Consider the following 25,581-nt stretch of genomic DNA (forward strand, 5'->3'; position numbering starts at 1 on the left):
GTCTTCTTTCTTCTGTTTTTGCTCGGCGGGTTTTAAACGGCGATTGCCTTGAAGTCGTCCGGGGTCGGCCAGACAAGTTTTCCGGTCATAAGGTCTTCGGCAGATTGTTTGGTCAGTAGCTTTGCTGCCGCGAGCATATAGTGCGCAAGACGCGTCTGTGCGACCGGCTCGGGAGAATCCGGATAGATGTTTCGGCCGATCGCTGCAGCAAGTTCGTCGACATCATCATTGTCGATCGCCGGAATATAAACATCCGCGCGGCCGTAAAACGCTTCGCCCATGACTTTCACTTTCTTGGGGACGCGCGTGTCGCTGACGCCCATTTCCCTGAGCGACGCATCCATATCCTGAAAAAACAGGTCGAATACATTTTGCGTGAATTCAGCGACTTCTTTTCCCTCGCTTCGCATACGCCGGAAATAGAGAACGGCATGTGCAACGATAAGATCGAAACGGCCGTCGATCGTGTCAGGCACAAGAAAGTCCGTGTAAAACACCGGTTGCCGTGCTTGAGCCACGATTTCACAATAAACCTTGTGCTCGGCATCACGGGACCGGCGGCGGAACAGACCGAAAATCATGACCGTCTCCTTAGGGACGAGAAGTAACTCAGGTGTTGCCTTGTGCCCTATCCCACGATACTGACTTTGCCAAGCAACGAAATTCAAAAGCTGCCAGAACAATCTGGCGAAACGGGACTTCTTAAATGAACTTCAAGGCAAGCGCCCTGATCATTCCGCTTCTGGCCACGTTACCGCTCGGCGGCTGTTTCACCACCACTTACACGCATGGGCACGTCGTCACCAACGATATGCTCAGCCAGGTTCAGGTTGGTTCCAGCCGTGAACAGGTTGAACTGGTTCTGGGTTCTCCATCGACGACGTCCAGTCTTAACGGTGACGCCTATTACTACATCTCGCAAAAGACAGCGACGACAGCCTTCCTGGCTCCGGACATCGTTGAACAACGGGTTGTTGCCGTTTATTTCGACCAGGACGGCTTCGTTCAGGACCTCGGCAACTACACTCTCGAAGATGGCAAGATCGTCGACATCGTCACACGCAAGACCCGGACAGGCGGTGCCGACTATGGCTTCCTGACCCAGATCCTGCGCGGGGCGACAAACCCGAGCCTCGGCCTCTAGCAGCCTTTTCTCCAATCAGAAAGCTCCGGATGATCCAGCCGGAGCTTGCTCTTTGGATCAGAGGCCGTGCCGACACCCCTCACCGGTCGGTACCGCATGTTATTCACTTCGTCGGCGTTTGCGGCTCTTGCGCTCTCTATTGTCCTGGCTCTGACGCTCAGGTCCCGAAGAGTTCCGCTGGCAATCTTTGCTCTTGCCTGTGCCTTTGCTCTCGTCGCCGGGCTTCTTCATTTTTCAGCAATCGCCTCACTCCTGCTGACAGGCGCCGTCACCTTTCTTGTTTTCACCAAATCGCCAAACCGGCCATTGCATCTGGTTTCCTCTGCCCTGCTTCTTGTTGCCGGGCATCTAGTCATGACCCATGCCCTACCGGGCTTTGACAACCTGAAAGTCGTCTCGGGTGTCCAAGTCAGCCCGGGCGGCATTCCCTATTCGATGTATCTGAATTTCGACAAGGCAGCGCTTGGCTTTTTTCTTGTGCTCTTTGCAGTCAAACCGCTCCAATCGCGCTCAGAGTGGAACGTTTGCATCAAGGCTGCAGCGACGAACTTCGTACCAGCTGCAGGTTTGCTGATCTTGCTTGCCCTTATCGCAGGACTCGTGACTTTCGATCCCAAGGTTCCTCCGTTCCTGCCGATCTGGGTCTTTTCCAACCTGTTGATTACCTGCGTCGCAGATGAAGCGTTTTTCCGTCGTTTCGTGTTGGCGGAGCTACGAGAATATGTCGGCCTGGGACGGACTAGAGGCGCGATCGCACTGATCCTTTCTTCCCTGTTTTTCGCCTACTACCATCTGAATGGCGGTCCGCTCTTTGCAGGTTTTTCGTTTGTCGCCGGACTGTGTTATGGCGCAGCCTATTTGAGATCCAACAGGCTTGAAGCGTCGATCCTCGTCCACTTTCTCGTCAACCTGACCCATATCCTGTTTTTCACATATCCGTTCCTTGCACCATCGATTGGGCTCGACTGAGGAAGGCTGGAGAGAACGGAGATATCTTCGGATCGTTCAGGTACGCGCACAATGGAGCGACCTCAAGGAACGACGTCGGTCATTCATTCGTTGCTGAGAACAAAAAAATGACGGCCCCGAAACGGGGCCGCCAGCAATCGGATTGAATCCTGTCAGTGCGCCAGGATCGCCAATAGAAGCAACGCCACAATGTTGGTGATCTTGATCATCGGATTCACCGCAGGGCCTGCAGTGTCCTTGTAAGGATCGCCAACGGTATCACCGGTCACCGAAGCCTTGTGAGCTTCGCCGCCCTTTTGATGGGTCACGCCGTCCTTGTCGGTAAAACCGTCTTCAAAGGATTTCTTCGCATTGTCCCACGCACCGCCGCCGGCTGTCATGGAGATCGCCACGAACAACCCGGTCACGATCACACCGAGCAACATTGCACCGAGAGCCGCAAAGGCATCGGCAGGTGTTGCGACCGCGCGGACCACAAAGAACACCACGATGGGTGACAGAACAGGCAGCAGAGACGGAATGACCATTTCCTTGATGGCTGCTTTCGTCAGCATGTCGACCGCTCTACCGTAGTCCGGTTTTTCCGTGCCTTGCATGATGCCAGGCTTTTCCTTGAACTGGCGCCGGACCTCCTCAACGACGGACCCAGCTGCTCGTCCCACTGCGGTCATGGAAATGCCGCCGAAGAGATACGGTAGCAGCCCGCCGAACAGAAGGCCCGCGACCACATAGGGATTGGAAAGCGAGAACAACGTGTTCACGTCAATGCCCGCGAAGATCGACCCCTCTGCAGCCGTACTGGAGAAGTGTTTCAGATCCTCCGTATAGGCAGCAAACAGAACAAGGGCACCAAGTCCGGCGGAACCAATTGCATAGCCCTTGGTAACCGCCTTGGTGGTGTTGCCAACAGCATCAAGTGCGTCGGTCGTCGAGCGGACTTCCGCCGGCAGATCCGCCATTTCGGCAATACCGCCTGCATTGTCGGTGACCGGTCCGAAAGCATCAAGCGCAACAACCATCCCGGCCAGCGCAAGCATGGTGGTGACCGCGATCGCAATGCCGAACAGGCCGGCGAAGCTGTAGGTTACGAGAATGCCTGCGATGATTATGATCGCCGGAAGAGCCGTCGCCTCCAGCGAAACCGCAAGACCCTGGATGACATTCGTGCCGTGACCCGTCACGGACGCCTGCGCGATCGACCTGACCGGTCGATAGTCCGTACCGGTGTAGTACTCGGTCACCCAGATGATCAGCCCGGTCACGATCAGGCCGACAAGACCGCAGATGAACAGGTCGAAACCGCTGAACGTCGTCCCACCTGAGGTGGTGTATTCCGTTCCGGCGCCGAGCCATCCGAAGACGATGACAGCCAGTGCCACAGCTGAAAGAACCGCGGTTGCGATGAAACCCTTGTAAAGCGCGCCCATAATCGAGTTGTTTTCGCCCAGCTTGACGAAGAACGTTCCGATGATGGATGTCACGACGCAGCTCGCACCGATCAGAAGCGGCAGCATCATGAGTTCATGGGCCTGTGCGCCGGTGAAGAAGATCGACGACAGAACCATGGTTGCCACCACGGTCACCGCGTAGGTCTCGAACAGATCGGCAGCCATGCCGGCACAATCACCAACATTATCGCCGACATTGTCGGCGATTGTTGCCGGATTGCGCGGGTCGTCTTCCGGAATTCCGGCTTCGACCTTGCCGACAAGATCGCCGCCAACATCAGCGCCCTTTGTGAAGATGCCTCCGCCAAGACGGGCGAAGATGGAGATCAAGGACGCCCCGAAGCCGAGCGCAACAAGTGCGTCGATCACGGTCCGATCAGTCGGCTCATATCCCATCATTCCTGTCAGGATGGAGAAATAGACGGCAACGCCAAGCAACGCGAGCCCGGCAACCAAAAGGCCGGTGACGGCACCGGCCTTGAAAGCGATTTCCAGTCCTGCCCCGAGGCTTTGGCTCGCGGCTTGTGCCGTGCGCACATTGGCGCGGACGGAAACCATCATCCCGATATAGCCGGCCGCTCCGGAAAGGACGGCCCCGATTGCAAATCCGATTGCGGCCGGACCGGAAAGCAAAATCCACGCAAGAACAAAAACTACAGCCCCAACAATCGCAATAGTCGTATACTGACGGTTGAGATAAGCGCTGGCCCCTTCCTGGATCGCCCCGGCGATCTCCTGCATGCGGGCGTTGCCCGCGTCCGCCGCCATGACGGACTGAATTGCCCAGGCGCCATAGGCGATGGACAAGAGGCCACAAACAATGATGACAACAAGTTCGATCATGCTTCCTCCGAAAATTACGGCGGGCTGAGTTTCTTGTAGTTTTACCCCCCAAAAGAGCACGTCACGGCAATTCCGCAGCGTGAAGCAAGCACACGATAGCAGCAAATCAGAGCAGCTCGTCAAGCTCTCACATTGTTTAATTTAACAGTTCCGTTGCGGCATCATTTGATGCAGCGCAGTAAATTTGCTGCACCGACGAACGGGATTCGCATATTCACTTTAAGCAGTTGTAACTGCTTTCCTTTCAGCCAGAACGAGCCAGACCAGCAGCGCAAGACAAAGAATTACGAACGGGAAAACAAGAACGTTGACGGTGCCCCAGCCAAAAACGTTCAAGAGTGCTCCCGATGAAAATGACGCAGCAGCCACGAATCCGAACACGAGGAAGTCGTTGACTGCCTGCACCAGGTTCCGTTCTTCCGGTCGATAGGTGTCCGTCAACATGGCGGTTGCGCCGATAAACCCAAAGTTCCAGCCAAGACCAAGCAACACAAGCGCGGTCCAGAAGTGAGCAAGTTCGATGCCCATCAAGGCCACGATCGAGCACGCTGCAAGCAGGGCAAGTCCGATGGAAACGATTCGTTCCTTGCCGAAGCGGGCTATCAGATTTCCGGTAAAGAAACTCGGTCCGAACATGGCCAGGACATGCCACTGAATTCCGAGTGCCGCATCCGTTTCACTCAGGCCGCAGGCGATCATCGCCAGGGGCGTTGCCGTCATGACAAGACTCATCAGGGCATAGGAGCAGATACCGCAGGCCGCCGCGACAATGAACCGCGGCTGGGACATGATCTGACGAAGTGGCCGACCACCGGCTTTTGCGTGGCTGAGTCGTGGAGGCTTGGGAATCTTGATGAACAGCAGGAGGCAGAAGGAGATCAAGGCCAATCCGGCCTGGGCCAGGTACGTTCCGGCAAACAGGATCGGTTCAAACAGATCTTTCGTGGCGATCACTGTCTGCGGTCCGACAATTCCGGCGAGAATTCCTCCTGCAAGAACCCAGGATATGGCTTTCGGCTTGAACGCATCGCTCGCTGTGTCGGCGGCCGCAAACCGATATTGCTGAACGAAGGCCCCGGCAAAACCTCCTAGGCAGCATGCAAGAGCAAACAGCAGAAACTGGTCCTGGAACACCGCGAAGGACGCCAGCAGTCCGGAGCACATGCCCAGCAACGCTGCTCCTGCAAAACCGGTCCTTCTACCGAATCGCCGCATGATCATACCTGCCGGGATCGTTCCGAAAGCCGTTCCCAGAACCATGGCTGAGACCGGAAGCGTGGCCAGCGACTTGTCTTGCTCCAGCATCATGTAACCGACAAGAGGTCCCGTAGCGATCACGATGGATGCCGAGGCTCCGCCAAGCGCCTGGGCAAAAGCAAGCAGGAGGGCATTTCGTCTTGCCAGACGGTCGTCAACAAGGACATCTGCGGGAACTGCAGTCATGGGCGTGTCTCATATTCGGCAGGTAAAACGTCCGGTCGGAAATTCCGGTTCCGGTTAAACGGTCGGCCACATTCTTAAACCCGACCCCCGCTGGAAGCTCAAGCCCTACTTGCAGAAGTTTCAAAAATGCCGGAAGCCGTCTTCCAGTTTCAAGTCGACAGGGCTGCCGTTCCTGTACAAATGAACCTGTCCGGTCCCTTCCCTGACAACGCCGATTTCAACCACCGGGCAGCCGGCGCTCGCAGCCAGTTTGAGGAAACCGGTCTCCGATTCAACCGGAACAGATGCCAGGATTTCGTAGTCATCACCACCGTTGATGCACTTGGCAAAAACGTCCGGCGCAGTCGCCTTGAGTTTTTGCATGGCCTCAGACAGGGGCACCTTCTCCTGTTCGATGATGATGTCGACACAGGATGCGCCTGCCATGTGGCGGCAATCGGCGATCAGCCCATCGGAGATATCCATTGCGGCACTGGCGGATGCCGAGATTGCATCGGCAAGCCGTGTTCGCGGTCTCGGCAAAAGATAACGATCAAGAACGTGCTTCTCGTCGGCCCGGGAAAACCCGTGCATGGCAGCAAAACCGGTATCCAGTCTGGCCTTGAGACCGGCGGCGGCATCTCCGATTGTTCCCGAAACGAAGATCTTGTCTCCGGGCCTGGCACCGGAGCGGCGTACCGCACCGCCAACCTTGACCTCTCCAATGGCCGTGATGGACACCTGAAGCCCATTTCCCGAACGGATCGTGTCGCCGCCAAGCAGCTGGATATCAAAGGCGGATTGGTCCGCCGCGAGTCCGTCGCAGAAGCGGCCAAGCCACTCGCTCGTCCAGTCGGAAGGCAAGGCAAGGCCCAAAAGATAGCCTCTCGGTCTTGCTCCCTTGGCCGCAAGATCGGACAGGTTCACCCGAAGCGCCTTGGCGGCAATCGCTTCAGGCGCATCGTCTGCAAAAAAATGGACGTTGGCGGCCAAAACGTCCTTGGTCAGGACAAGATCAAGACCATCCCCAGGCGTCAGAACCGCAGCATCATCCGTCAGCCCGAGGCTGCCGGGGTCCCTCGCCAGAGGGGCGAAATACGTCCTGATGAGCTCAAACTCGCCGGGGCGGTCCGTTCCCATGGTCAGGAAGCGCCGTCCGGTTTCTTGTCGCCAAGCTCCGTGTCGCGTAGCTCATGCGCCAGCCGGTCGAGCACACCGTTCACCAGCCCAGGCTCGTCATCTTCAAAGAATGCCTTTGCGACATCGATATATTCGGAAATGATGACCTTGGCCGGAACGTCCCTGCGACGCAGAAGTTCGTAGGCGCCGGAACGCAGGATTGCCCTGAGAAGGCTGTCGATCCGCTTGAGCGGCCAATCCTCTGTCAGCGCAGTGTGAATGTACGGATCGAGGAATTTCTGGTCCTCGACAACTCCCGCCAGGATCTGCTTGAACCACTGCTCGTCGGCATCGCGATATTGCGCGCCGTCGATCTCCTTGCCGAGCCGGAATGCGGTAAACTCGCTGACAACGCTTGTCAGCGGTGCGTCTCCCACATCCATCTGATAAAGAGCCTGCACGGCGGCGAGGCGCGCCACACCACGTTTGTTTGCAGGGCGCACAGTTTTGGCAGCCGGTTTATCCGGGTCGGCCTTTCCGGTCATTTTTCTTATACTCCAAGCCGTTGGCGCAGCGCGATCATGTCAAGAGCTGCCTGAGCTGCTGCTCCGCCCTTGTTTTTGTCGTCCGCTTTCGCCCGGGCCCATGCCTGTTCATCGTTTTCTACAGTCAGAATACCATTTCCGACCGCCAGATCCGCATCAACAATCAGATCCATAATCACACGGTTGGATTCATTGGCAACAATATCGTAATGCGTGGTTTCCCCACGGATCACAACACCGAGCAGAACGAACCCGTCATAAAAGACCCCCTCTCCTTCCATGGCGGTCATGGCCATGGAAAGTGCCGCAGGAATTTCCAGAACGCCGGGAACGGCGATCCGGTCATAGGTCGCTCCGGCAGCGTCGAGCGTCTTGGTCGCACCTTCGGCAAGAGCGTCAGCCAGGTCGTCGTAGAAGCGGGCTTCGATGATCAGCAGTTTCGGTGCAGCGCTCATGGGTCTTCAATCCTATTAAAGGCCGCGACAGGAACCATGTCTGTCTCGGTTTGTCCAGTCTCATTCGTACAGGACCACAAGGACCCGGCGACAATATCGCCACCTGGTGGATGCGATCCGCGATGATAGCTCTTTTCGAAGGTGTTGGGACCGTCCCCTACCCGGTCTTGGAGAATTCCGCAAGACGCGCGGCATAGCGGGCCATCATATCCACTTCCAGATTGATCTTGTCACCAACCTGACGCTCGGACCATGTGGTGACTTCCAGCGTGTGCGGGATGAGGAAAACCGAGAACAACAGCCCATCCACCTCATTTACCGTCAAAGAGGTGCCATCGAGCGCAACCGACCCTTTCCTGGCGATAAAGGGCGCGGTTTCTTCCGTGGCCTCAAACTGGAAATACACAGAATCCGGATGGTCTTCCCGCTTGGTGACGGTTGCCAGGCCGTCGACATGTCCAAGCACCAGATGGCCACCAAGTTCGGCTCCCATGGTCAGGGAACGTTCCAGGTTGATCTGCTGGCCGTCTCTCCAATCGGAAACTGTCGTCAGCGCAAGCGTTTCGGCGGCCGATTCCACTTCGAACCAGTTCCCGTTGCTGCCGTTTGCCTTGGCCGTCACGGTATGACAGACGCCGGCACAGGCAATCGAAGCGCCGATATCGAACGTGTCTGTGTCATAGGCGGTGCGAATCCTCGTCCGTTTTCCGGCCGGTATGTCATCAATGGAGAGGATTTCGCCGAGGTCGGTCACAATACCGGTAAACATGTCAGGCTCCACGCCGTCTGAGATAGATAAAGCTGTCGGGGCCGAACTTGCCCGCGTCAACCCGTTCGAATTTGGGGTCTTGCAGCACATCTGCAAGGTCATAGTCATGCAGCGCCGGTATTCCGTCTTCGCCGATCACAATGTCACCGGTAACGACGCACATGTCATCGACCAGATCCGCAGTCAGGAAAGACGACGCCATGCGCGCACCGCCTTCCATCATGACACGTGTTATGCCCCTGGTTGCCAGTGCGCTGAGGATAACCGACGGCTTTATGCTGCATTCGTCAGCCGGAACGCGGATGACCTTCACGCCAGCAGCCGCCAGAACCTCCAGCTTTTCGGAATCGGCATCATTGCCGCAAACGAGCCAGACGGGAACGTCGACGCATGTACGCACCAACTTCGATTCCAGCGGAAGACGAGCACAACGGTCGATGATGACGCGGACCGGAGACCGTTCGCTCAACCCCGGCAAACGGCAGGTCAGTTGAGGATCATCGGCCAACGCCGTCCCGGTACCCACAAGAATAGCGTCATGTTCGGAGCGAAACCCATGCACCTTCTGCATGGAGAGTGGTCCGGAGATCTTCACCTGTCCCTCGCCTTCGCGGCCGATGAAACCGTCTTTCGATACGGCAAGCTTCAGGAACACGTGCGGTCGCTGCCTCAACTGCCGAAGCATGAAACCGTGATAGAGGACCCGCATTTCCTTCTCACGCACACCAATGGAAACCTCGATGCCAGCGTCCTCAAGCATCTTCACTCCGCGACCCGCGACCCGCGGGTTTGGATCCAGCATGCCGACGACGACCCGTTTGACGCCTGCCTCAGTAAGCGCAAGCGCACACGGAGGCGTGCGGCCATAGTGGGAACAGGGCTCCAGGGTCACATAGCATGTCGCCCCTTTGGCCTTTTCTCCTGCTTCACGAAGGGCATTGACCTCAGCGTGAGCCATGCCCGGACGAGACGTCACCCCTCGCCCCACGAGAACAGCACCATTGCCCACGTCGTTGACGATCAGGGCCGCTACGGATGGATTTGGCCACACGCGCCCGAGGCCGCGCCGGGCCAGACGTTCGGCAGCCGCCATGAAACGCTTATCAAGATCGGAATTCACTGACATAAAGGCTCAATCGCAAAAATCAATTGTCTTCAATCGGCTGACCGTCGGCGTCGCTCAGCTCATCAAGGAGCGCCTCGAAATCCTTGGCCTCCCTGAAATTCTTGTAGACTGAGGCAAAGCGGACATAGGCAACATCGTCTATGCCCTTCAGACCTTCCATGACGTGATTGCCAATAGTTTCCGCGGTGATCTCGCTTTCGCCGGAACTTTCCAGCTGGCGCACGATGCCGCTGACCATTCGCTCGATGCGATCTGGATCAACGGGGCGCTTGCGAACGGCAATTTGAACCGAGCGCATCAGTTTTTCGCGATCGAAGGGAACCCTGCGGCCCGCGCGCTTCAGAACCATCAGCTCGCGCAGCTGGACACGCTCGAAAGTCGTAAACCGGCCGCCGCAGGTATTGCAGATCCTGCGACGGCGAATGGCGGTGTTGTCCTCGGTGGGGCGGGAATCCTTAACCTGTGTTTCCTCACCACCGCAAAACGGACATCTCATTTCTCAAAGCTCCTGATCGAGCCGGTGCGTTATCCCCCGTAGATCGGGAACCGGCCTGTCAGTGCTTCTACCTTGGCTTTGACTGCGGCTTCAACCGCTGCATTGCCCTCTTCACTGTTTGCGGCCTTCAAACCATCCAACACTTCCGTGATCAACTGGCCGACTTCGCGGAATTCGGCGATGCCGAAACCACGGGTGGTGGCGGCCGGAGTGCCCAGGCGAATACCCGATGTCACAAAAGGTTTTTCCGGATCAAACGGAATACCGTTCTTGTTACAGGTGATGTTTGCGCGGCCGAGGGCTTTCTCAGCGGATTTGCCGGTTGCGTTTTTCGGACGAAGATCAACCAGCATCAGGTGGTTGTCGGTTCCGCCGGAAACAATATCGAGGCCCTGTTCCTTCAACGTTTCAGCCAGCGCCTTGGCGTTTTCCGTTACTGCACGGGCATAAGCCTTGAACTCGGGCTGCAGCGCTTCCTTGAAGGCCACTGCCTTTGCCGCGATTACGTGCATCAGCGGACCGCCCTGAAGTCCGGGGAAGACAGCAGAGTTGATCTTCTTGGCAATCGCCTCGTCATTGGACAGGATCAGGCCACCGCGCGGACCACGCAAAGACTTGTGTGTCGTGCTGGTAACGACATGCGCATGCGGTACCGGCGACGGATGCACGCCGCCTGCAACAAGACCGGCGATATGAGCCATGTCGACCATCAGATATGCGCCGATGCTGTCGGCAATCTCACGGAAACGCTTCCAGTCCCATATACGGGAGTAAGCGGTCCCACCTGCCAGAATCAGTTTCGGTTTGTGTTCGTTGGCGAGACGCTCGACCTCATCCATGTCGAGAAGATGATCTTCCTTGCGCACACCATAGGACACGACATTGAACCACTTTCCGGACATGTTGACCGGCGAACCGTGGGTCAGGTGACCGCCGGAGTTCAGATCAAGTCCCATGAAGGTATCGCCTGGCTGCAGCAGAGCCAGGAACACGGCCTGGTTCATCTGACTGCCCGAATTCGGCTGAACGTTTGCGAACTGGCAACCGAAGAGTTCCTTGGCGCGTTCGATCGCCAGCGTTTCGGCGACATCGGCAAACTCACAACCGCCGTAGTAGCGCTTGCCCGGATAACCCTCGGCGTATTTGTTGGTGAAGATTGACCCCTGGGCTTCAAGCACTGCACGGGAAACAATGTTCTCCGAAGCGATCAGCTCGATTTCGTGCCGTTGACGGCCCAATTCGTTCTCGATGGTGCCAAATATCTCCGCATCGACCTCTGCAAGGCTGCGGGTAAAGAAACCAGACTGCTGGGACTGACTGGGACTTTCCATCAAAGACATCGCATTATCCTTGTATTCTCATGAAAGGGTTTGAGGCATCTCGCGCAGTCTCGAGCCTGGTCGCCATGCCGATTTGAGCGAGGGAGTAACACACAGATTTCGAAGAACCAAGGTCTATACCGACGTGCCGATACGTGTATGCGACAACTTTGTTCTATACTTACTCTATGACTGGATCAGCGCATCAAAAGAAATTCCACCAATTTTCCAAGCAGCGAAAATATTTTCGACACCCTGCATGCGCAGAAATCAAACTCAGTCTTAGGCTATCCTTAAAACCGGATTATTTTTCCTCATAATAATACGGGAGAAAATTTTATTTCAACACAATAACAACTAACTACTTAGTATCTGACCTTATCTATTTTGAACCGTTCAGCCTCGTCCATGGGCTCTCGAAGCGCAGAATCGGTTGGTTTGGCAGTGGCTGATGATCGTGGCAAGACTGGCAAGTCAAGCTGTCGTCTGTTGCCCGTAAAAAACGCCTCAATACAAATTCGTATCAATCCGTGAGGACGCTTCCGACGCCTCCTGCTCCAGACGACGCTGCAGTTTTCGCACAGCAATCCGCTTCAGGTCTTCCTGAGCTACCGAGGCCGGTCCGAATGTCGAGACTTCGATTCCCGTCGCGGCGTCGATGGCCGTCACCTTGACCTGTTGCCCAATCGGTCTGAATTCGAGATAGATTTCTCCGTGCCGCGGCTCGCGACTCATTGCAGACCTCCCAACTGGTTCGAGCTTGCTAAAAGACACGAAACGCCGACCTTAGCAAGGCCGGCGTCTCATTAGGTTCATCGGTACCAGGGAAAGTGCGAACCGGTCAGAGCCGCGCCTGGGTTCCCGTCCCGTGAATGTCATCACGATTATAGATGTCTTCCCTGAAATGGACGACACCATCGGCATTGGCCCAAGCGGTGACATAAGTCATGTAGAGGGGGATGGACTTTTTCAGCTTCACATCTTCGCGTTCGCCAGTGCGAATGACTGAATCAACCTTGGTCCTGTCCCAGTCCGGCGTGGTCGACTGCAAGAGCCAGGTCACAAGTTCACGCACGTTCTGTACGCGGACGCATCCGGAGGAATGAAAGCGGTACCCCTCCCCAAACAGGGTCTTTGACGGCGTGTCGTGCAGATAGACCTGATGTTTGTTGTGGAAGTTGATACGAACCGAACCGAGCGAGTTTTCCACGCCCGGATCCTGGGTAAAGCGATATTGGGTCGCTTCATCCGTGTTCCAGTCGATCTGCTGCCACGACATTTCATTGCCGCTCCAGTCAAAGATCCTGATTTTGTTCTTGGCAAGGTACTGAGGATCTTCCTTCATCTTCGGGATCAAATCCTTGCGGATGATGGAAACCGGGACAGTCCAGTACGGATTAAAGTTCAGTTCGTAGATCTTGCTGTTCAAAATCGGCGTTTGCCGGTCGACCTTGCCGACAACGGCGGTATGCCGGGATCTGACCCTGCCGTTTTCCACGGCCTCGATCTCGGCCGCCGGAACGTTGACCATCACATAACGGTCGCCGAGAAAGCCGGACATGGACCGCATGCGCACCATGTTGGTTTCAAGCTGACGCAGCCGAACATCCGCCGGAACATTGAGAGCAGTAACGGTGCCCTCGCCCATGACACCATCCGGGATCAGGCCATGCCGGAGTTGAAACCGGCGCAAAGCCGCATCCACATATGAGTCGAACGTATCCGACAGGCCAGCGTGCTGTTCCAGATCACCAGACGCAATCAGGCGGCGACGCAATTCAACGACGCGCGGATCTTTTGCACCAATTCGAAGGGCCTTGCCGCCGCCGGTCACTGTTCCCCAACCACCGGCCTGAACGATGCGCTGGTACCGGTCAATCGCAACGGCGATATAATCAGCTGTTTCTGGTGACAACGTTGGCGCAGAGGACTTCACCTCGGTGATGTTTTCCGTCGCGATGTCGAAATTGTCCGCCCATTCGACGTTCTGGCGGTTTTGCTGCAGAGATTGCAGGGCTGTTTGAGCTGTTGCCGGGCCGCTTTCAAATAGAAATGCTGAAATTCCCAACGCACACACGCTTTTCAGCGTTTTTCCAGTAACCCAATTCAGGTTCAGTCTTTTCCCGAACGGTCCGGATAAAAGGTTCATTGCCGACCCCATGTGCTGCGCTTCGCGCGTTAAAATTCTCGTTTTACTTGTGGTGTGGTCACTCAAAATTACCGCACCAGTTGTTCCAGTTCCCATTCGTAACGGAAGGGAGTTAATAAATCGCTTGATTTCTTAACCAACATGTCGCCTGGAGTTGCGCACAAAGCCATTCCAATGTGACCACAAGATGTCAGCAGCTGGTCGCTGAAAAATACTCCACATCTGCCTCGTCCCTGTTTCAAGCAATTTGGAAAAAACAGAAAGGCAATTTTGCGTGAAGACGCAAAAAAGAAAGCACCGCCCACTGGGCGGTGCCTTGTCATCCGGATGTACCGCGAAATCTTTAAAGGCGGTAAAGAATCTGGTCGGTCCAGAAGCGCTCGAGACGGCGCAGGGACTTGTTGAGTGCAACAAAGTCCTCAGGACCGATTTCACCGACCTGTTCAACAGACAGGATGTGACGCTCGTAAAGATCGTTGACGATCTTTGCCACTTCCTGGCCCTTGTCCGTCAGGCTCACACGAACGGACCGGCGGTCCATACGGGAACGTTGATGGTGAATATAGCCGGTTTCAACCAGTTTCTTCAGATTGTAGGAAACGTTCGAACCGAGGTAGTAGCCACGGGTCCGCAATTCACCTGCGGTCAGCTCGGAATCCCCGATGTTGAACAGCAGCAATGCCTGCACGCTGTTGACATCGGAGCGTCCCATCCGATCGAACTCATCCTTAATAACGTCAAGAAGACGACGGTGCAGCCGCTCTACGAGCGTAAGAGCTTCGAGGTAGAGTGGCTTGATGTCCACTTCTTCCCCTTCGCTTGGTGCTACAGCGTCGACTGCCCTACTTGCGGTGATCATTTGATTGCGCCTCTTATAGTACCTGTCGTTCGACGGATATTTTCCCGCCTTGATACGCAATCTACCCGAGTGTTTCTAAAAACCACTTAAGAGATACGCTGAATAATCGGTAAACTTTTTAAGGGCGTTTTATTGACGCTATTTAGTATTTGTTCATCATGATCCGCGCAGGAACTTGATAATTCCCGAGAAATCCTGCCCCTCACCTCCGGAGTTACAGAAAAGCGAGTAAAGCGCGGCGGCTTCTGCGCCCAGCGGTGTCGCGGCACCGGAAGAATGAGCAGCCTCCTGCGCCAGTTTCAGGTCCTTGAGCATCATCGCTGCGGCAAATCCGGGCTCGTAGTCTCGATTGGCAGGAGAAGACGGCAGCGGTCCGGGAACCGGGCAATAGGATGTCAGCGACCAGCACTGCCCCGACGCAGTGGAAGAAATATCATACAACTTCTGCGCGTCCAGGCCCAGTTTTTCGGCGAGCACGAACGCCTCCGAAACACCGATCATGGAAATGCCGAGGATCATGTTGTTACAGATCTTGGCGGCCTGCCCCGTTCCGGCACCTCCCGCATGAACAATCGTTTTGCCCATGATGTCGAGGAACGGTTTGGCCGCGGCGTAAGCTTCGTCCGCCCCCCCTACCATGAAAGTGAGCGTTCCGCCGGCAGCCCCCGCAACACCGCCTGAAACAGGCGCGTCGACCATCTGCATGCCCTCCTCGGCTGCAGCGGCACTGACGACCCGAGCACTGTCGACGTCGATTGTGGAGGAATCGATCAGAAGCGTTCCCGGCTTGGCGTTTTCAAGAATACCGCCCTCCCCCTGATAGATCTGACGGACATGTTTGCCGGCCGGCAACATCGTCACGATGACATCCGCCGCTGCAGCCAGCTCGGCAACGCTGGAGGCCTTTTCACCGCCTGCCCCGGTATGAGCGGCTACTGCCGCATCGGACAAATCGAACCCCATGACCCTGTGACCGGCCTTGACCAGGTTGATGGCCATCGGCCCACCCATATTGCCAAGTCCGATGAACCCAACAGTGCTCGTCATGATTACCTCCCGAGTGGAAATTGGTGTTGATCCTGAATCTGTTAAACGTGTCAGTTGAAGCGCCGCCGAAATGGCTTCAGAAACTGATTCAAACCGGCCTTAAGTTGAATTGGCCCGGTTTTCCTTCTCCATCAGATACGCCAACACGGCATAAATCGCGATTGTCAGAAGGTAGAACGAAATCTCGTATGGCCTGCGGCCATAAAGATCCGAAAACGCGGTGTGCATGACGATCTGGCAAAAGCAGCGGAAGAGCCACATCACCGTGCCCCATGAGACCGTCAGCCAAAGGCCGGTGGCGGCGACCAGATCCAGGACAGCGAAAAAGACGATCGCTCCCTGCATCGATATCGGCATGTCCCAGAACCACAATCCGCGCCATTCGACGATACCGACAATGCGTGCCCAGTAGATAACACCCCCACCAATCAGGATGATCGCAATCCCGCGCAAGTACCAGGTAAGCACGGTGCTCCACGGTGGTCGTGCGTCAATGAGATCCTGAAAGCTGGTGATCATGGTCGGTCCGGTTTCGCGTTCGATTCGATGGAGACCTATAAAGGTAGATCTCCATCAGCAGGCTCTTCGAAATACGACGCCAGATCCGCGCTGTCTACTTGACCAAACTGAGAAGGGACCCAATTCGGTGTGTGATCCTTGTCGACCAGCACCGCGCGAATGCCTTCAAAGAAGTCATCACCTTGAAGAATTCTGGAAACAATCCGGTATTCCAGCTTCATGCATTCATTGAAGGTCAGGCCTCTGCCCCGCTTCATCTGCTCAAAGGCGATGAGAACACTGGTGGGTGATTTTTGGCGAACAGTCTGTGCCGTCTTTTGAGCGAACTCGTTCGGTGAAGCTTCAAGACGCTCAAGGATCTCAAGCACGGAACCGGCTGCGAACGCATTATCGATCACGTCTTTGTTCTGCGCCAGCAGACCTTCATCCGGTTCGACCACGTACGAGGCGATAGCCGTATCGATGTCGTCAGCTGTTTCGAGCGCCCGCTCCAGGTCAGCCAGATCAGCAGAAGCAACCGCATGAGTCAGAACTCCGGTAGCAAGCGCGTCCCCCTGCTTCAGCCGTCCGGCACTCAGAGCGCAGTAGACCCCGCTGTGCCACGGCATGCGTGGCAGAAAGAAGGTTCCTCCGACGTCAGGGAAAAAGCCGATCCCTGTCTCTGGCATGGAGAACAGGGTCTTCTCTGTTCCGACCCGATGGCTGCCATGCACGGAGACGCCGACACCGCCGCCCATGACGATTCCGTCAATCAGGGCAATATACGGTTTGGGATAAGCCTTGATCTGGGCGTTCAGCGTATATTCTTCCCGGAAGAAGGTGCTGAGCCCGGCCAGCTTGCCTTCCATTCTCGCATCGTAGATGCTTCGAATATCACCGCCCGCACAAAACGCTTTTTCGCCCGCCCCGGTGATCACGACATGTGCAACGGCCGGATCTTCGGCCCATACCGACAGCTGTCGTTCCAACTCCTTCACCATTGCGTGGCTCAATGCGTTTAGCGCCTTGGGCCGGTTCAACGTCACAAATCCGGCCTTGCCGCGTAGTTCAAAAAGAATTTCGTCGCTCACTCGAGGCGCCTCGCAAAAGAAGAGTCGTTTCAATGGGTAGTCGGGCGGGCTTCACTCAGTCCTTCAACAACTGACGGGCAATAATCAAGCGCATGATTTCATTTGTGCCTTCGAGGATCTGGTGCACACGCACATCTCGGAAGAAACGCTCGATCGGATAGTCCCGGAGATAGCCGTAACCACCGTGAAGCTGCAATGCTTCGTTGACGACCTTGAAACCGGTATCCGTTGCAAGCCGTTTGGCCATGGCGGCCAGTTTTGTTGCATCCGGCGATTTCGCATCGACGGCACTCGCTGCCTTGTGAAGGAGCAACCTGGCGGCTTCCAGTTCCGTCGCCATATCGGCAATGCGGAACTGCAGGGCCTGGAATTCGGCAATGGGTTTTCCGAACTGCTTGCGATCCTGCACATAGGAAAGAGCATGCTCGAGACAGGCCTGAGCCGCACCAACAGAGCACGCGCCAATATTGAGGCGCCCACCGTCCAATGCAGACATTGCTATCTTGAACCCCTGCCCCTCTTCACCGACGAGGTTGGCCTTGGGAACGCGGCAATCCTGGAAATTCACCTGTGCCGTCGGCTGACTTTTCCAGCCGAGTTTGACCTCGTTGGCACCGAAGCTGAGACCGGGCATTCCTTTTTCCACGAGCAGACAGGAAACCCCCGACGGCCCTTCGCCACCGGTGCGAACCATGACGGCATAAAGATCGCTGACACCACCGCCAGAAATAAACGCTTTGGAACCATTCAGGATGTAATGATCGCCATCGTCTTTTGCGGTAGTGCGCAAACTTGCGGCATCAGACCCGGAACCGGGTTCGGTCAGGCAGTAACTGGTCAACAGCTCCATGGTGCACAGTTTGCTCAGATACCTCTGGCGCAAATCTTCGGACGCAAATTTGTCGATGATCCAGGCGACCATGTTGTGAATGGAGATATAGGCCGCCGTGGACGTGCAACCTTTTGACAGCTCTTCAAAAATCAGAGTGGCATCCAGCCGCGTCAACGCCGAGCCGCCGACATCCTCTCTGACATAGATCCCACCAAAACCGAGTTCGGCAGCCTTGCGCAGGGTCGGGATCGGAAAGATGCTCTCTTCGTCCCATTCCTTGGCGTTCGGAGCCAGTTCATCACGCGAAAAGCTTGCTGCCATGTCCTTGAAGGCGCGCTGATCTTCATTCAGTGAAAAGTCCACAATCGTCCTCCCGTTTGCGCCGACTCGTCGGTTTCTCGTCGCGCAAGTCTGCTTTCAGCCGTTGCGGCAGCACTAAAACATATTTGACGCAAACGTCAAACAATCTCTTTTTTGTTTTTAATTTCAGTTATTTTACAGAATGTTGGAATGCGTCAATCTGCGTGATAGATTGGCGCCCCGCTTCTGTGCGAATGCAAATCTCACATCATTCATATCGAACAGGCCCGTTCCATGCCGTCCAAATCAAAGCTTCCGCAAATCACTTCAGACCATATGGACACATTGCTGGCCGGCACTCGAATGCGCCGCAATCGTCAGACGGATTGGTCACGGCGCCTTGTTCGTGAAAACACACTGACAACCAACGACCTGATCTGGCCGATCTTTCTGGTGGATGGCAATTCCGTTCGCGAGCCTGTTCCATCGATGCCGGAAGTGTTCCGCCTGTCCGTTGACGAAGCCGTGCGAGAAGCCGCTCGGGCCGCCGAACTCGGCATTCCAGCTCTTGCGCTCTTCCCCTACACGGACCCAGGTTTGCGCGATGAAACCGGCACCGAGGCTCTGAACTCGGAGAACCTGACCTGCCGCGCGCTGAGGGCGATCAAGGCGGAAGGCTTGAATGTCGGTCTGATGACTGATGTGGCACTGGATCCTTACACCAGCCACGGCCATGACGGTCTGATGGACGGCGACACCATTCTCAATGACGAAACAGTCGATCAGCTATGTCGCCAGGCTCTGGTTCAGGCTGAGGCCGGGTCAGACGTGATTGCGCCGTCGGACATGATGGACGGACGCATTGGGGCAATTCGCCAGGCTCTCGACAGCCAGGGTTTCCGCGGAACCCAGATCATGGCTTACTCCGCGAAATACGCCTCCGCATTCTACGGCCCGTTCCGTGATGCGGTCGGATCCTCCGGCACGCTCAAAGGCGACAAGCGCACCTATCAGATGGACCCCGCCAACACGGACGAGGCCCTGCGTGAAGCCGAACTCGACATTACCGAGGGTGCCGACATGATCATGGTGAAGCCCGGCATGCCTTACCTCGATATCGTTCGCCGCCTGAAGGACGAGTTCCAGGTGCCGACCTATGCCTATCAGGTGTCGGGCGAATACGCGATGATCAAGGCTGCCAGCGCAAATGGTTGGCTGGATGGCGAAAAGGCCATGCTGGAAAGCCTCCTGGCCTTCAAACGCGCCGGCGCGGATGGAATCCTGACCTATTTCGCACCCAAGGTCGCCGAAATGCTGGCCAGCGGCAAGTAGTCAACGCCACCTTCGGCGAACCCGAACAAATCACGTTTCAAGGGTGCAACTCCCACCGTACGGATTAACGCTGTGGCGGTTCCCTCTGACTGTTTCCGCTCTGCTCCTGCACGTTGAGACAGTCAATAATGGCGCCGGCGAAATCACTTCCTGTGTTGAAAGCGAGAGGGCGAACACGCGATTCCGCAACCGGGATTTGCGAAAAAGCCTCATCGTCACCACATGAGGTTCATCACAATTTCAGGAGCCGGACCATGTCAGCAGAAACAACCTCGGACTACGCACGCGAGGACGTTTTCGATTCCGTGCGCAATCCCGAGCTGTTTGAGGGCGTGCGCAGCAGGCGGGTTTTCGCCTTTTTTATCGACGTGATTGTTATCGCGTTGCTGACGTTCGGCGCCGGTATCCTGGTGTTCTTTCTCGGGATTTTCACGCTCGGTCTCGGCTTTCTGCTTTATGCGATCCTTCCGACTGCCGTCGCGCTCCTCTATGTCGCCTTCACCCTTGGGGGACCACAAGCGTCTACTCTCGGTATGCGCGCAATGGGACTGGAAATGCGGCTTTGGTACGGTGCAAAACCTTACCCCCTGCTTGCAGCGGTGCATGCGATACTGTTCTGGTTCTCCGTATCGCTGCTGACGCCGCTGATTCTGCTCGTGTCGCTGTTCTCCGACCGCAAGCGTCTTCTACATGACATCGTTCTGGGTGTGGTGGTGATCAACTCCACCTATCACAGGCAGTATGTCGAAGGGCACGGTCAGGTGTAATTCCCTGACCACCTGTTCAAAAAAGGAATGATTGCAGCACGTTAGTTTTGACGCACTGCACGATATCAACGGCAAACTGGTCTTAAAGCCCTTCCATTCCCGGGATTGCCTGTTTTAAAGTGCACTTTCGTATGATTGGCCACGGTGGCTTTGGGCAGGTGAATGCACTCAATTGATATTGCAATGGCACTCACCTTTGTTGTGATTGCGTCGACTGTCGTCCTCTACGCCCTAGAGCGATATTCGATTGAAGCTGTCGCACTTGGGTCGGTATCCGCATTCATCGTCATATTTTCGATTTTTCCGGTTACGACCGCTGATGGAACATCCGTGACGACGGCTGATTTCCTTGCCGGTTTCGCCAACCCTGCCCTGATCACCGTCATTTGCCTGCTGATAATCGGCCAGGGCCTGTTTCAGACCGACGCTCTGGAGGGGCCGGCCAAGACGATCGTCAGGATGACCCGCGGCCGCTCTCAGCGTGCAGCCATTCCCATCCTTATTGCGGTCGCCGTACTCAGCGCCTTTTTGAACAACACTCCGGTCGTTGTGATGTTTCTGCCCATTCTGACAGCCGTCGCCGCGACGGTTGGACAGGCCCCGGCCCGCGTATTGATGCCACTTTCCTTCATCGCGATTCTGGGTGGCATGACGACCCTGATCGGTTCATCGACCAACCTTCTTGTCGCCAACTACGCGGCACAGAGCTCGGATCTGAAGCTTTCGTTTTTCAGTTTCACGCCAATCGGGTTGATCATTGCGAGCGTCGGTGCGGTTTATGTATTCTTCGTCATGCCGCACCTGATGAAGAACCGCAAAACCATGGCGGAAGAGTTCCAGGCGACATCCGGCAAACAGTTCATCGCGCAGATTGAAATCACCTACGGCCATCCATTGGTCGGGGTAGAAGCAGTGTCCGGCATGTTCCCCAAGCTCAAGGACATGACGGTACGACTGGTTCAGCGCGGTCAGAAACCTATTCTCCCGCCTTTTGAGAACGTCGTTCTTTCGCCCGGCGACACGGTGATCGTGGCGGCAACGCGCACTGCCCTTGCAAACGCCCTCGCGCGGCGTCAGCCGCTGATGGAAGCTGAATCCGACACCAATACTCCTGGGCGGGAAAACCAGGCGACACAGCCCGGCTCCCTAAGTCTTGCCGAAGTAGTCGTTGCCCCGGCATCGCGCCTCATGGGGCGGACGCTGCCGCAATCCGGTTTCTATACCGAAACCGGCTGCCTGGTGATGGGAATTCAACGGCGCAGTCGAATGCCGCGCATGGCAATGAACGATATTCGTCTGGAGGCCGGCGACGTATTGCTCGTGGCGGGCAACGAGGACGAAATCGCGCGTCTGCGCGGAAACCGGGATGTATTGCTGCTTGACTGGTCCACGACCGAAGTTCCGCGAAAACGATATGCTCCCAGGGCTCTAGCGATCTTCGCCTGTGTGGTCGCACTGGCAGCTTCTGGTCTTGTCCCGATCGTGTCAGCCGCGGTCGCCGGAACATTCGCGATGATCGCCTCGGGATGCCTCAATGTTCGCCAGGCGATGCGCGCTATCGACAGCCGGATCTTCATGCTCGTGGGTGCCTCTCTTGCGGGTGCTGTTGCACTTGAAGCGACCGGAGGGGCAACAGCGATTGCCTCTGCGCTGGTTTTCATGCTGAAGGGCGCTTCACCGCCGGTGATCCTGTCGGCCCTCTTCTTTATCGTGATGATCCTGACCAATTTCCTCTCAAACAATGCGGCAGCGGTTCTGTTCACGCCGATTGCGATCAACCTGGCCAATCAAATCGGGCAAAATCCGGAAGCTTTTGTCGTCTGTCTGATCATTGCGGCAAATACGTCTTTCGCAACCCCGGTCGGATACCAGACCAACCTGATCGTCATGGGACCGGGTCACTATCGTTTTATCGACTTCATGCGGGCTGGCGCGCCGCTCGCGCTTATTTTATGGTTGACCTTCTCGGTAGTGGCCCCATGGTATTACAGTTTGTAGGACAAGTTTTGAGGGATCGCGGGACATAATAAGGTGACACGGCACCCAACAGATCATCCGCAGTTCTATCTCACGGCGCCAGCGCCCTGCCCCTATCTGGATGGAAAACAAGAACGCAAGGTTTTTACGCATCTTGTCGGGCACGGGGCGCCCGCGCTGAACGAGGTACTCACGCAAGGTGGTTTCAGACGAAGCCAGAACATTGCATATCGCCCGGCCTGCGAGCAGTGCCAGGCCTGCGTGTCCGTGCGCGTCAGGGTTGACGACTTCAAGTGGAGCAAATCATTCAAACGTGTCTGGAAAGCCGGGGCCGAGATTGTCGGTGCACGTCTTCCTGCCAGTCCTTCGGCGGAACAATACGACCTGTTTCGCGAATATCTGGAAGCCCGGCATGAAAACGGCGGCATGACGGAAATGAGCGTGCTCGACTATGCGATGATGGTCGAAGACACGCATGTCGAAACTCTGTTGGTTGAATACCGCCGCCGAGGGCCCGACAGCTACCTGACCGGCACAGGAGAAGGTCCGCTTCTGGGCGTTGCGCTCAGTGATCAGCTCTCTGATGGCCTGTCGATGGTGTACTCGTTCTACGATCCGTCCTATTCGGAAACCGCGCTCGGTACCTATATGATCCTCGATCACATCGAACGCGCGCGCAAACTGAGACTGCCTTACGTCTACCTTGGCTACTGGGTCGAGGGTTCCGCCAAAATGGCTTACAAGGCGCGCTTCAAGCCGCAGGAGCACCTTGGACCGAACGGCTGGGTTGTGGCGGAAGCGGACACATCGGTCAAAGACGTTTGACAGCCCTTCTCAGGGCAGATCGCTCAGCAAGTGTCGTAGATTTCGCGATCGACGCACTTCTCTTCAAACCGCGATCAAATGTGATCAACGCCCGAAACGGCCTTCTTCCTCAGGTTTGAGTGACAACCCGCTGAAGCTCACTCCTGGGGAATGTGTTTCCTGATCTTCTCGAAGACCGATCTGAACATGTTTTCGGTGAGACGCCCGGTATTGGTGTTGTAACGAGAGCAATGATAGCTGTCGAAAAGGGCCAGGTCGTACCCCGGCAAATCGTGTTCTGCGCAATGGGCGAAGGGAAATTCGGCGCGCCGTAGTTCAAGCGCGCTCAAGAATGTCTCATGCGCGATCCTTCCCAAGGCGAGGACCGCTCGAATGGAAGGATTTGCGGCAAGGGTCGACAGGAGGTACGGACGACAGGTCTTGATTTCCGGCCCAGTCGGTTTGTTCTGGGGCGGCAGACACCGGACCGCGTTGGTGATCATTGCATCCTTGAGCGTCAGCCCGTCGTCCGGACGTGCCAGATAGGTGCCTTCGGCAAAGCCGAAGTCGAGCATTGTCTCGTAGAGGAGATCACCGGCATAGTCGCCGGTGAATGGCCGGCCAGTGCAATTCGCCCCCTTCATGCCAGGCGCCAACCCAACGATGAGCAGTCTCGGCGTTTCTGAAGTAAAGGACGGTACGGGCGCATTGTGCCAATCGGGATAAGCAGCCTTCAGCTCTTCGCGAAGGGCGACAAGCCGTGGACAGGCCGGGCAATCCGATGGCGGATCGACCGGTCCCAAATCTCCCTCAAGAACGGACATGGCGCGCCTTAGTAGTCGTCGTCCTCATCATCTTCGTCCATGTTCGCCGGCATTTGCGGACGCACGGGACGTTCGGAAGGATCACGACCGATCTTGTTGGCGAGGCTGGCAAGGTCGATGAAATGGTCTGCCTGACGACGCAGGTCGTCTGCAATCATCGGAGGCTGGGTTTTCAGTGTGGAAACGACGGAGACCTTACGTCCCTTGCGCTGAAGCGCTTCAACCAGCGAACGGAAATCGCCGTCACCGGAAAACAGGACCACGTGATCAACGGATTCAACAAGTTCCATCGCATCGACAGCAAGCTCGATATCCATGTTGCCTTTGACTTTCCGACGGCCGGCGCTGTCCACGAATTCCTTGACCGGTTTCGTGATCACCTTGTAGCCGTTGTAATCAAGCCAATCGATCAATGGACGGATCGACGAATATTCCTGATCTTCGATCAACGCGGTGTAATAATAGGCGCGCAATAAGTAGGCCTGACCCTGAAACTCTTTCAGCAGGCGCTTGTAATCGATGTCGAAGCCGATTGCTTTGGCAGTCGAATATAAGTTCGCTCCATCAATAAACAAAGCAACCTTTTCCCGAGCGTCAAACATCTTATTTGAAACCTTTCCGAGTTAAATGCGCTGTACTTAGAATCATATTGACGAATCCGGTTTCCCGCACCCGAATCCGGCAATTCTGCCTGTCGGACGGCGCATCATTTGCTGTGAAGTCATTGTAGCATTACGCCGCTTCATTCAGCTTATTGTTTTGTTATTCCCTTAGGCTCTGTTGATTCTTGTAGAGCCGTAATAGTGGCGTACACTATAATATTGGGCTATCGCAATGCAAAAGCGAGAGCCCTTCCCAAAAAATTCCGGTAAAAATCCAGCCTTAAGCCACACTCTCCTCTCAATTCTGACAAGGGGTTGCTTTTTCCAAACGTCAACACTATACGCTGTTTCTTCAAGTTCCTTAAGCCTATGGAGACGTCGAATGGCGCGCGTGACCGTCGAGGACTGCATCGACAAGGTCGAAAACCGGTTTGAGCTGGTGCTGCTTGCTGCGCATCGCGCTCGCATGATCTCAAGCGGCTCGCCGCTGACAATCGACCGCGACAACGACAAAAACCCTGTCGTCGCCCTGCGTGAGATCGCCGAGCAGACCGTCAGCCCGGAAGATATGAAAGAAGACCTGATCCACTCACTGCAGAAGTTTGTGGAGGTTGACGAACCCGAAGCGGAAGCCGTTCCGGTTGTTCCGACATCCGGTCAACGTCAGGTTACTCAAGTCAATGCTGTAGATGACAGCGCTGTTGAATTCGACCGTATGTCCGAAGAAGATCTTCTGCGCGGTCTGGAAGGTCTGGTTCCGCCGGAGCGGACGGACGACGTCTGATAGCGCTTTTCAAGTTCGTCTGAAGCGCGGCTCCAAGGATCCAGCGCTTCAGGCGATTTT

At 55.9% G+C, this 25,581-nt stretch carries 26 protein-coding genes; 7 read left to right on the forward strand and 19 right to left on the reverse strand.

The window, feature by feature from the left end; translation table 11 throughout:
* Positions 1–32: 32 nt before the first annotated feature.
* Positions 33–581, reverse strand: a complete 549-nt coding sequence (locus tag ABLQ08_RS01960; protein ID WP_352938860.1) for a ubiquinol-cytochrome C chaperone family protein — start codon at positions 579–581, stop codon at positions 33–35.
* Positions 582–706: 125 nt separating this feature from the next.
* On the opposite strand from ABLQ08_RS01960, the gene ABLQ08_RS01965 reads away from it, so the two are divergent.
* Positions 707–1,144, forward strand: a complete 438-nt coding sequence (locus ABLQ08_RS01965) for an outer membrane protein assembly factor BamE (protein ID WP_352938863.1) — start codon at positions 707–709, stop codon at positions 1,142–1,144.
* 96 nt (positions 1,145–1,240) lie between these two features.
* Positions 1,241–2,113 (forward strand): CPBP family intramembrane glutamic endopeptidase, encoded by an 873-nt coding sequence (locus ABLQ08_RS01970; RefSeq protein ID WP_352938866.1) that lies wholly within the window; start codon positions 1,241–1,243, stop codon positions 2,111–2,113.
* Positions 2,114–2,265: 152 nt separating this feature from the next.
* On the opposite strand, the gene ABLQ08_RS01975 is transcribed toward ABLQ08_RS01970, so the two are convergent.
* The 16 genes from ABLQ08_RS01975 to ABLQ08_RS02050 form a co-directional block, all read right to left on the reverse strand.
* The gene (locus ABLQ08_RS01975) at positions 2,266–4,404 is read right to left on the reverse strand and encodes a sodium-translocating pyrophosphatase (RefSeq protein ID WP_352938869.1); all 2,139 of its coding nucleotides are present in this window, start codon (positions 4,402–4,404) and stop codon (positions 2,266–2,268) included.
* Positions 4,405–4,623: 219 nt separating this feature from the next.
* The gene (locus tag ABLQ08_RS01980; RefSeq protein ID WP_352938872.1) at positions 4,624–5,847 is read right to left on the reverse strand and encodes an MFS transporter; all 1,224 of its coding nucleotides are present in this window, start codon (positions 5,845–5,847) and stop codon (positions 4,624–4,626) included.
* A gap of 120 nt (positions 5,848–5,967) precedes the next feature.
* Positions 5,968–6,966, reverse strand: coding sequence for a thiamine-phosphate kinase (gene thiL / locus ABLQ08_RS01985; RefSeq protein ID WP_352938875.1), 999 nt, complete (start codon positions 6,964–6,966; stop codon positions 5,968–5,970).
* 2 nt (positions 6,967–6,968) lie between these two features.
* Positions 6,969–7,490, reverse strand: a complete 522-nt coding sequence (nusB, locus tag ABLQ08_RS01990) for a transcription antitermination factor NusB (RefSeq protein WP_352938878.1) — start codon at positions 7,488–7,490, stop codon at positions 6,969–6,971.
* 5 nt (positions 7,491–7,495) lie between these two features.
* Entirely contained in the window at positions 7,496–7,945 is a 450-nt protein-coding gene (gene ribH / locus ABLQ08_RS01995) for a 6,7-dimethyl-8-ribityllumazine synthase (protein ID WP_352938880.1), read from the reverse strand.
* Between the two features lie 157 nt (positions 7,946–8,102).
* Complete coding sequence (locus tag ABLQ08_RS02000; RefSeq protein WP_352938883.1) at positions 8,103–8,714, reverse strand: riboflavin synthase; 612 nt, start codon at positions 8,712–8,714, stop codon at positions 8,103–8,105.
* Between the two features lies 1 nt (position 8,715).
* Positions 8,716–9,840: a bifunctional diaminohydroxyphosphoribosylaminopyrimidine deaminase/5-amino-6-(5-phosphoribosylamino)uracil reductase RibD gene (ribD, locus tag ABLQ08_RS02005; RefSeq protein ID WP_352938886.1), complete on the reverse strand. Its 1,125-nt coding sequence runs from the start codon at positions 9,838–9,840 to the stop codon at positions 8,716–8,718.
* 19 nt (positions 9,841–9,859) lie between these two features.
* Positions 9,860–10,336, reverse strand: a complete 477-nt coding sequence (gene nrdR, locus ABLQ08_RS02010) for a transcriptional regulator NrdR (RefSeq protein ID WP_352938889.1) — start codon at positions 10,334–10,336, stop codon at positions 9,860–9,862.
* Between the two features lie 29 nt (positions 10,337–10,365).
* Entirely contained in the window at positions 10,366–11,667 is a 1,302-nt protein-coding gene (gene glyA / locus ABLQ08_RS02015; RefSeq protein ID WP_417714894.1) for a serine hydroxymethyltransferase, read from the reverse strand.
* A gap of 495 nt (positions 11,668–12,162) precedes the next feature.
* Complete coding sequence (locus tag ABLQ08_RS02020) at positions 12,163–12,390, reverse strand: DUF6898 family protein (RefSeq protein ID WP_352938895.1); 228 nt, start codon at positions 12,388–12,390, stop codon at positions 12,163–12,165.
* 106 nt (positions 12,391–12,496) lie between these two features.
* On the reverse strand, positions 12,497–13,804 hold the full coding sequence (locus ABLQ08_RS02025; RefSeq protein ID WP_352938897.1) for a L,D-transpeptidase family protein: 1,308 nt from the start codon (positions 13,802–13,804) through the stop codon (positions 12,497–12,499).
* Between the two features lie 343 nt (positions 13,805–14,147).
* Positions 14,148–14,663 (reverse strand): transcriptional regulator LdtR, encoded by a 516-nt coding sequence (gene ldtR, locus ABLQ08_RS02030; RefSeq protein WP_352938899.1) that lies wholly within the window; start codon positions 14,661–14,663, stop codon positions 14,148–14,150.
* A gap of 156 nt (positions 14,664–14,819) precedes the next feature.
* Positions 14,820–15,710 (reverse strand): 3-hydroxyisobutyrate dehydrogenase, encoded by an 891-nt coding sequence (gene mmsB / locus ABLQ08_RS02035; protein ID WP_352938901.1) that lies wholly within the window; start codon positions 15,708–15,710, stop codon positions 14,820–14,822.
* 99 nt (positions 15,711–15,809) lie between these two features.
* The gene (locus ABLQ08_RS02040) at positions 15,810–16,229 is read right to left on the reverse strand and encodes a DUF6163 family protein (RefSeq protein ID WP_352938904.1); all 420 of its coding nucleotides are present in this window, start codon (positions 16,227–16,229) and stop codon (positions 15,810–15,812) included.
* Positions 16,230–16,264: 35 nt separating this feature from the next.
* Positions 16,265–17,299, reverse strand: coding sequence for an enoyl-CoA hydratase/isomerase family protein (locus ABLQ08_RS02045; RefSeq protein WP_352938906.1), 1,035 nt, complete (start codon positions 17,297–17,299; stop codon positions 16,265–16,267).
* 55 nt (positions 17,300–17,354) lie between these two features.
* Positions 17,355–18,494, reverse strand: coding sequence for an isobutyryl-CoA dehydrogenase (locus tag ABLQ08_RS02050; protein WP_352938908.1), 1,140 nt, complete (start codon positions 18,492–18,494; stop codon positions 17,355–17,357).
* A gap of 273 nt (positions 18,495–18,767) precedes the next feature.
* Between ABLQ08_RS02050 and hemB the strand changes: the two genes are divergently transcribed.
* The 4 genes from hemB (at position 18,768) to ABLQ08_RS02070 (ending at position 23,332) form a co-directional block, all read left to right on the forward strand.
* A complete protein-coding gene (gene hemB / locus ABLQ08_RS02055; protein ID WP_352940499.1) occupies positions 18,768–19,763 on the forward strand; it encodes a porphobilinogen synthase in 996 nt (331 codons plus the stop codon).
* A 254-nt stretch (positions 19,764–20,017) separates the two neighbouring features.
* Positions 20,018–20,530, forward strand: a complete 513-nt coding sequence (locus ABLQ08_RS02060; protein ID WP_352938911.1) for an RDD family protein — start codon at positions 20,018–20,020, stop codon at positions 20,528–20,530.
* A 162-nt stretch (positions 20,531–20,692) separates the two neighbouring features.
* Positions 20,693–22,528, forward strand: a complete 1,836-nt coding sequence (locus ABLQ08_RS02065) for an SLC13 family permease (protein WP_352938913.1) — start codon at positions 20,693–20,695, stop codon at positions 22,526–22,528.
* Between the two features lie 33 nt (positions 22,529–22,561).
* Positions 22,562–23,332 (forward strand): arginyltransferase, encoded by a 771-nt coding sequence (locus ABLQ08_RS02070; RefSeq protein ID WP_352938915.1) that lies wholly within the window; start codon positions 22,562–22,564, stop codon positions 23,330–23,332.
* A gap of 137 nt (positions 23,333–23,469) precedes the next feature.
* On the opposite strand, the gene ABLQ08_RS02075 is transcribed toward ABLQ08_RS02070, so the two are convergent.
* Both ABLQ08_RS02075 and ABLQ08_RS02080 read right to left on the reverse strand, forming a co-directional pair.
* Positions 23,470–24,135, reverse strand: coding sequence for a uracil-DNA glycosylase (locus tag ABLQ08_RS02075; protein WP_352938917.1), 666 nt, complete (start codon positions 24,133–24,135; stop codon positions 23,470–23,472).
* An 8-nt stretch (positions 24,136–24,143) separates the two neighbouring features.
* Complete coding sequence (locus tag ABLQ08_RS02080) at positions 24,144–24,737, reverse strand: NYN domain-containing protein (RefSeq protein ID WP_352938919.1); 594 nt, start codon at positions 24,735–24,737, stop codon at positions 24,144–24,146.
* Between the two features lie 382 nt (positions 24,738–25,119).
* Here ABLQ08_RS02080 and rpoZ point away from each other — a divergent pair, with 382 nt between their 5' ends.
* On the forward strand, positions 25,120–25,521 hold the full coding sequence (gene rpoZ, locus ABLQ08_RS02085) for a DNA-directed RNA polymerase subunit omega (protein WP_352938921.1): 402 nt from the start codon (positions 25,120–25,122) through the stop codon (positions 25,519–25,521).
* Positions 25,522–25,581 lie beyond the last annotated feature (60 nt).

The sequence above is a fragment of the Roseibium sp. SCP14 genome (assembly GCF_040329475.1).
GTDB lineage: Bacteria > Pseudomonadota > Alphaproteobacteria > Rhizobiales > Stappiaceae > Roseibium.

What these genes read in the sequence shown, in the direction of transcription:
- ABLQ08_RS01960 (WP_352938860.1), bottom strand. Translation starts at nt 581, where the DNA reads ATGATTTTCGGTCTGTTCCGCCGCCGGTCCCGTGATGCCGAGCACAAG.
- ABLQ08_RS01965 (WP_352938863.1), top strand. Translation starts at nt 707, where the DNA reads ATGAACTTCAAGGCAAGCGCCCTGATCATTCCGCTTCTGGCCACGTTA.
- ABLQ08_RS01970 (WP_352938866.1), top strand. Translation starts at nt 1,241, where the DNA reads ATGTTATTCACTTCGTCGGCGTTTGCGGCTCTTGCGCTCTCTATTGTC.
- ABLQ08_RS01975 (WP_352938869.1), bottom strand. Translation starts at nt 4,404, where the DNA reads ATGATCGAACTTGTTGTCATCATTGTTTGTGGCCTCTTGTCCATCGCC.
- ABLQ08_RS01980 (WP_352938872.1), bottom strand. Translation starts at nt 5,847, where the DNA reads ATGACTGCAGTTCCCGCAGATGTCCTTGTTGACGACCGTCTGGCAAGA.
- thiL (WP_352938875.1), bottom strand. Translation starts at nt 6,966, where the DNA reads ATGGGAACGGACCGCCCCGGCGAGTTTGAGCTCATCAGGACGTATTTC.
- nusB (WP_352938878.1), bottom strand. Translation starts at nt 7,490, where the DNA reads ATGACCGGAAAGGCCGACCCGGATAAACCGGCTGCCAAAACTGTGCGC.
- ribH (WP_352938880.1), bottom strand. Translation starts at nt 7,945, where the DNA reads ATGAGCGCTGCACCGAAACTGCTGATCATCGAAGCCCGCTTCTACGAC.
- ABLQ08_RS02000 (WP_352938883.1), bottom strand. Translation starts at nt 8,714, where the DNA reads ATGTTTACCGGTATTGTGACCGACCTCGGCGAAATCCTCTCCATTGAT.
- ribD (WP_352938886.1), bottom strand. Translation starts at nt 9,840, where the DNA reads ATGTCAGTGAATTCCGATCTTGATAAGCGTTTCATGGCGGCTGCCGAA.
- nrdR (WP_352938889.1), bottom strand. Translation starts at nt 10,336, where the DNA reads ATGAGATGTCCGTTTTGCGGTGGTGAGGAAACACAGGTTAAGGATTCC.
- glyA (WP_417714894.1), bottom strand. Translation starts at nt 11,667, where the DNA reads ATGGAAAGTCCCAGTCAGTCCCAGCAGTCTGGTTTCTTTACCCGCAGC.
- ABLQ08_RS02020 (WP_352938895.1), bottom strand. Translation starts at nt 12,390, where the DNA reads ATGAGTCGCGAGCCGCGGCACGGAGAAATCTATCTCGAATTCAGACCG.
- ABLQ08_RS02025 (WP_352938897.1), bottom strand. Translation starts at nt 13,804, where the DNA reads ATGAACCTTTTATCCGGACCGTTCGGGAAAAGACTGAACCTGAATTGG.
- ldtR (WP_352938899.1), bottom strand. Translation starts at nt 14,663, where the DNA reads ATGATCACCGCAAGTAGGGCAGTCGACGCTGTAGCACCAAGCGAAGGG.
- mmsB (WP_352938901.1), bottom strand. Translation starts at nt 15,710, where the DNA reads ATGACGAGCACTGTTGGGTTCATCGGACTTGGCAATATGGGTGGGCCG.
- ABLQ08_RS02040 (WP_352938904.1), bottom strand. Translation starts at nt 16,229, where the DNA reads ATGATCACCAGCTTTCAGGATCTCATTGACGCACGACCACCGTGGAGC.
- hemB (WP_352940499.1), top strand. Translation starts at nt 18,768, where the DNA reads ATGGACACATTGCTGGCCGGCACTCGAATGCGCCGCAATCGTCAGACG.
- ABLQ08_RS02060 (WP_352938911.1), top strand. Translation starts at nt 20,018, where the DNA reads ATGTCAGCAGAAACAACCTCGGACTACGCACGCGAGGACGTTTTCGAT.
- ABLQ08_RS02065 (WP_352938913.1), top strand. Translation starts at nt 20,693, where the DNA reads ATGCACTCAATTGATATTGCAATGGCACTCACCTTTGTTGTGATTGCG.
- ABLQ08_RS02075 (WP_352938917.1), bottom strand. Translation starts at nt 24,135, where the DNA reads ATGTCCGTTCTTGAGGGAGATTTGGGACCGGTCGATCCGCCATCGGAT.
- ABLQ08_RS02080 (WP_352938919.1), bottom strand. Translation starts at nt 24,737, where the DNA reads ATGTTTGACGCTCGGGAAAAGGTTGCTTTGTTTATTGATGGAGCGAAC.
- rpoZ (WP_352938921.1), top strand. Translation starts at nt 25,120, where the DNA reads ATGGCGCGCGTGACCGTCGAGGACTGCATCGACAAGGTCGAAAACCGG.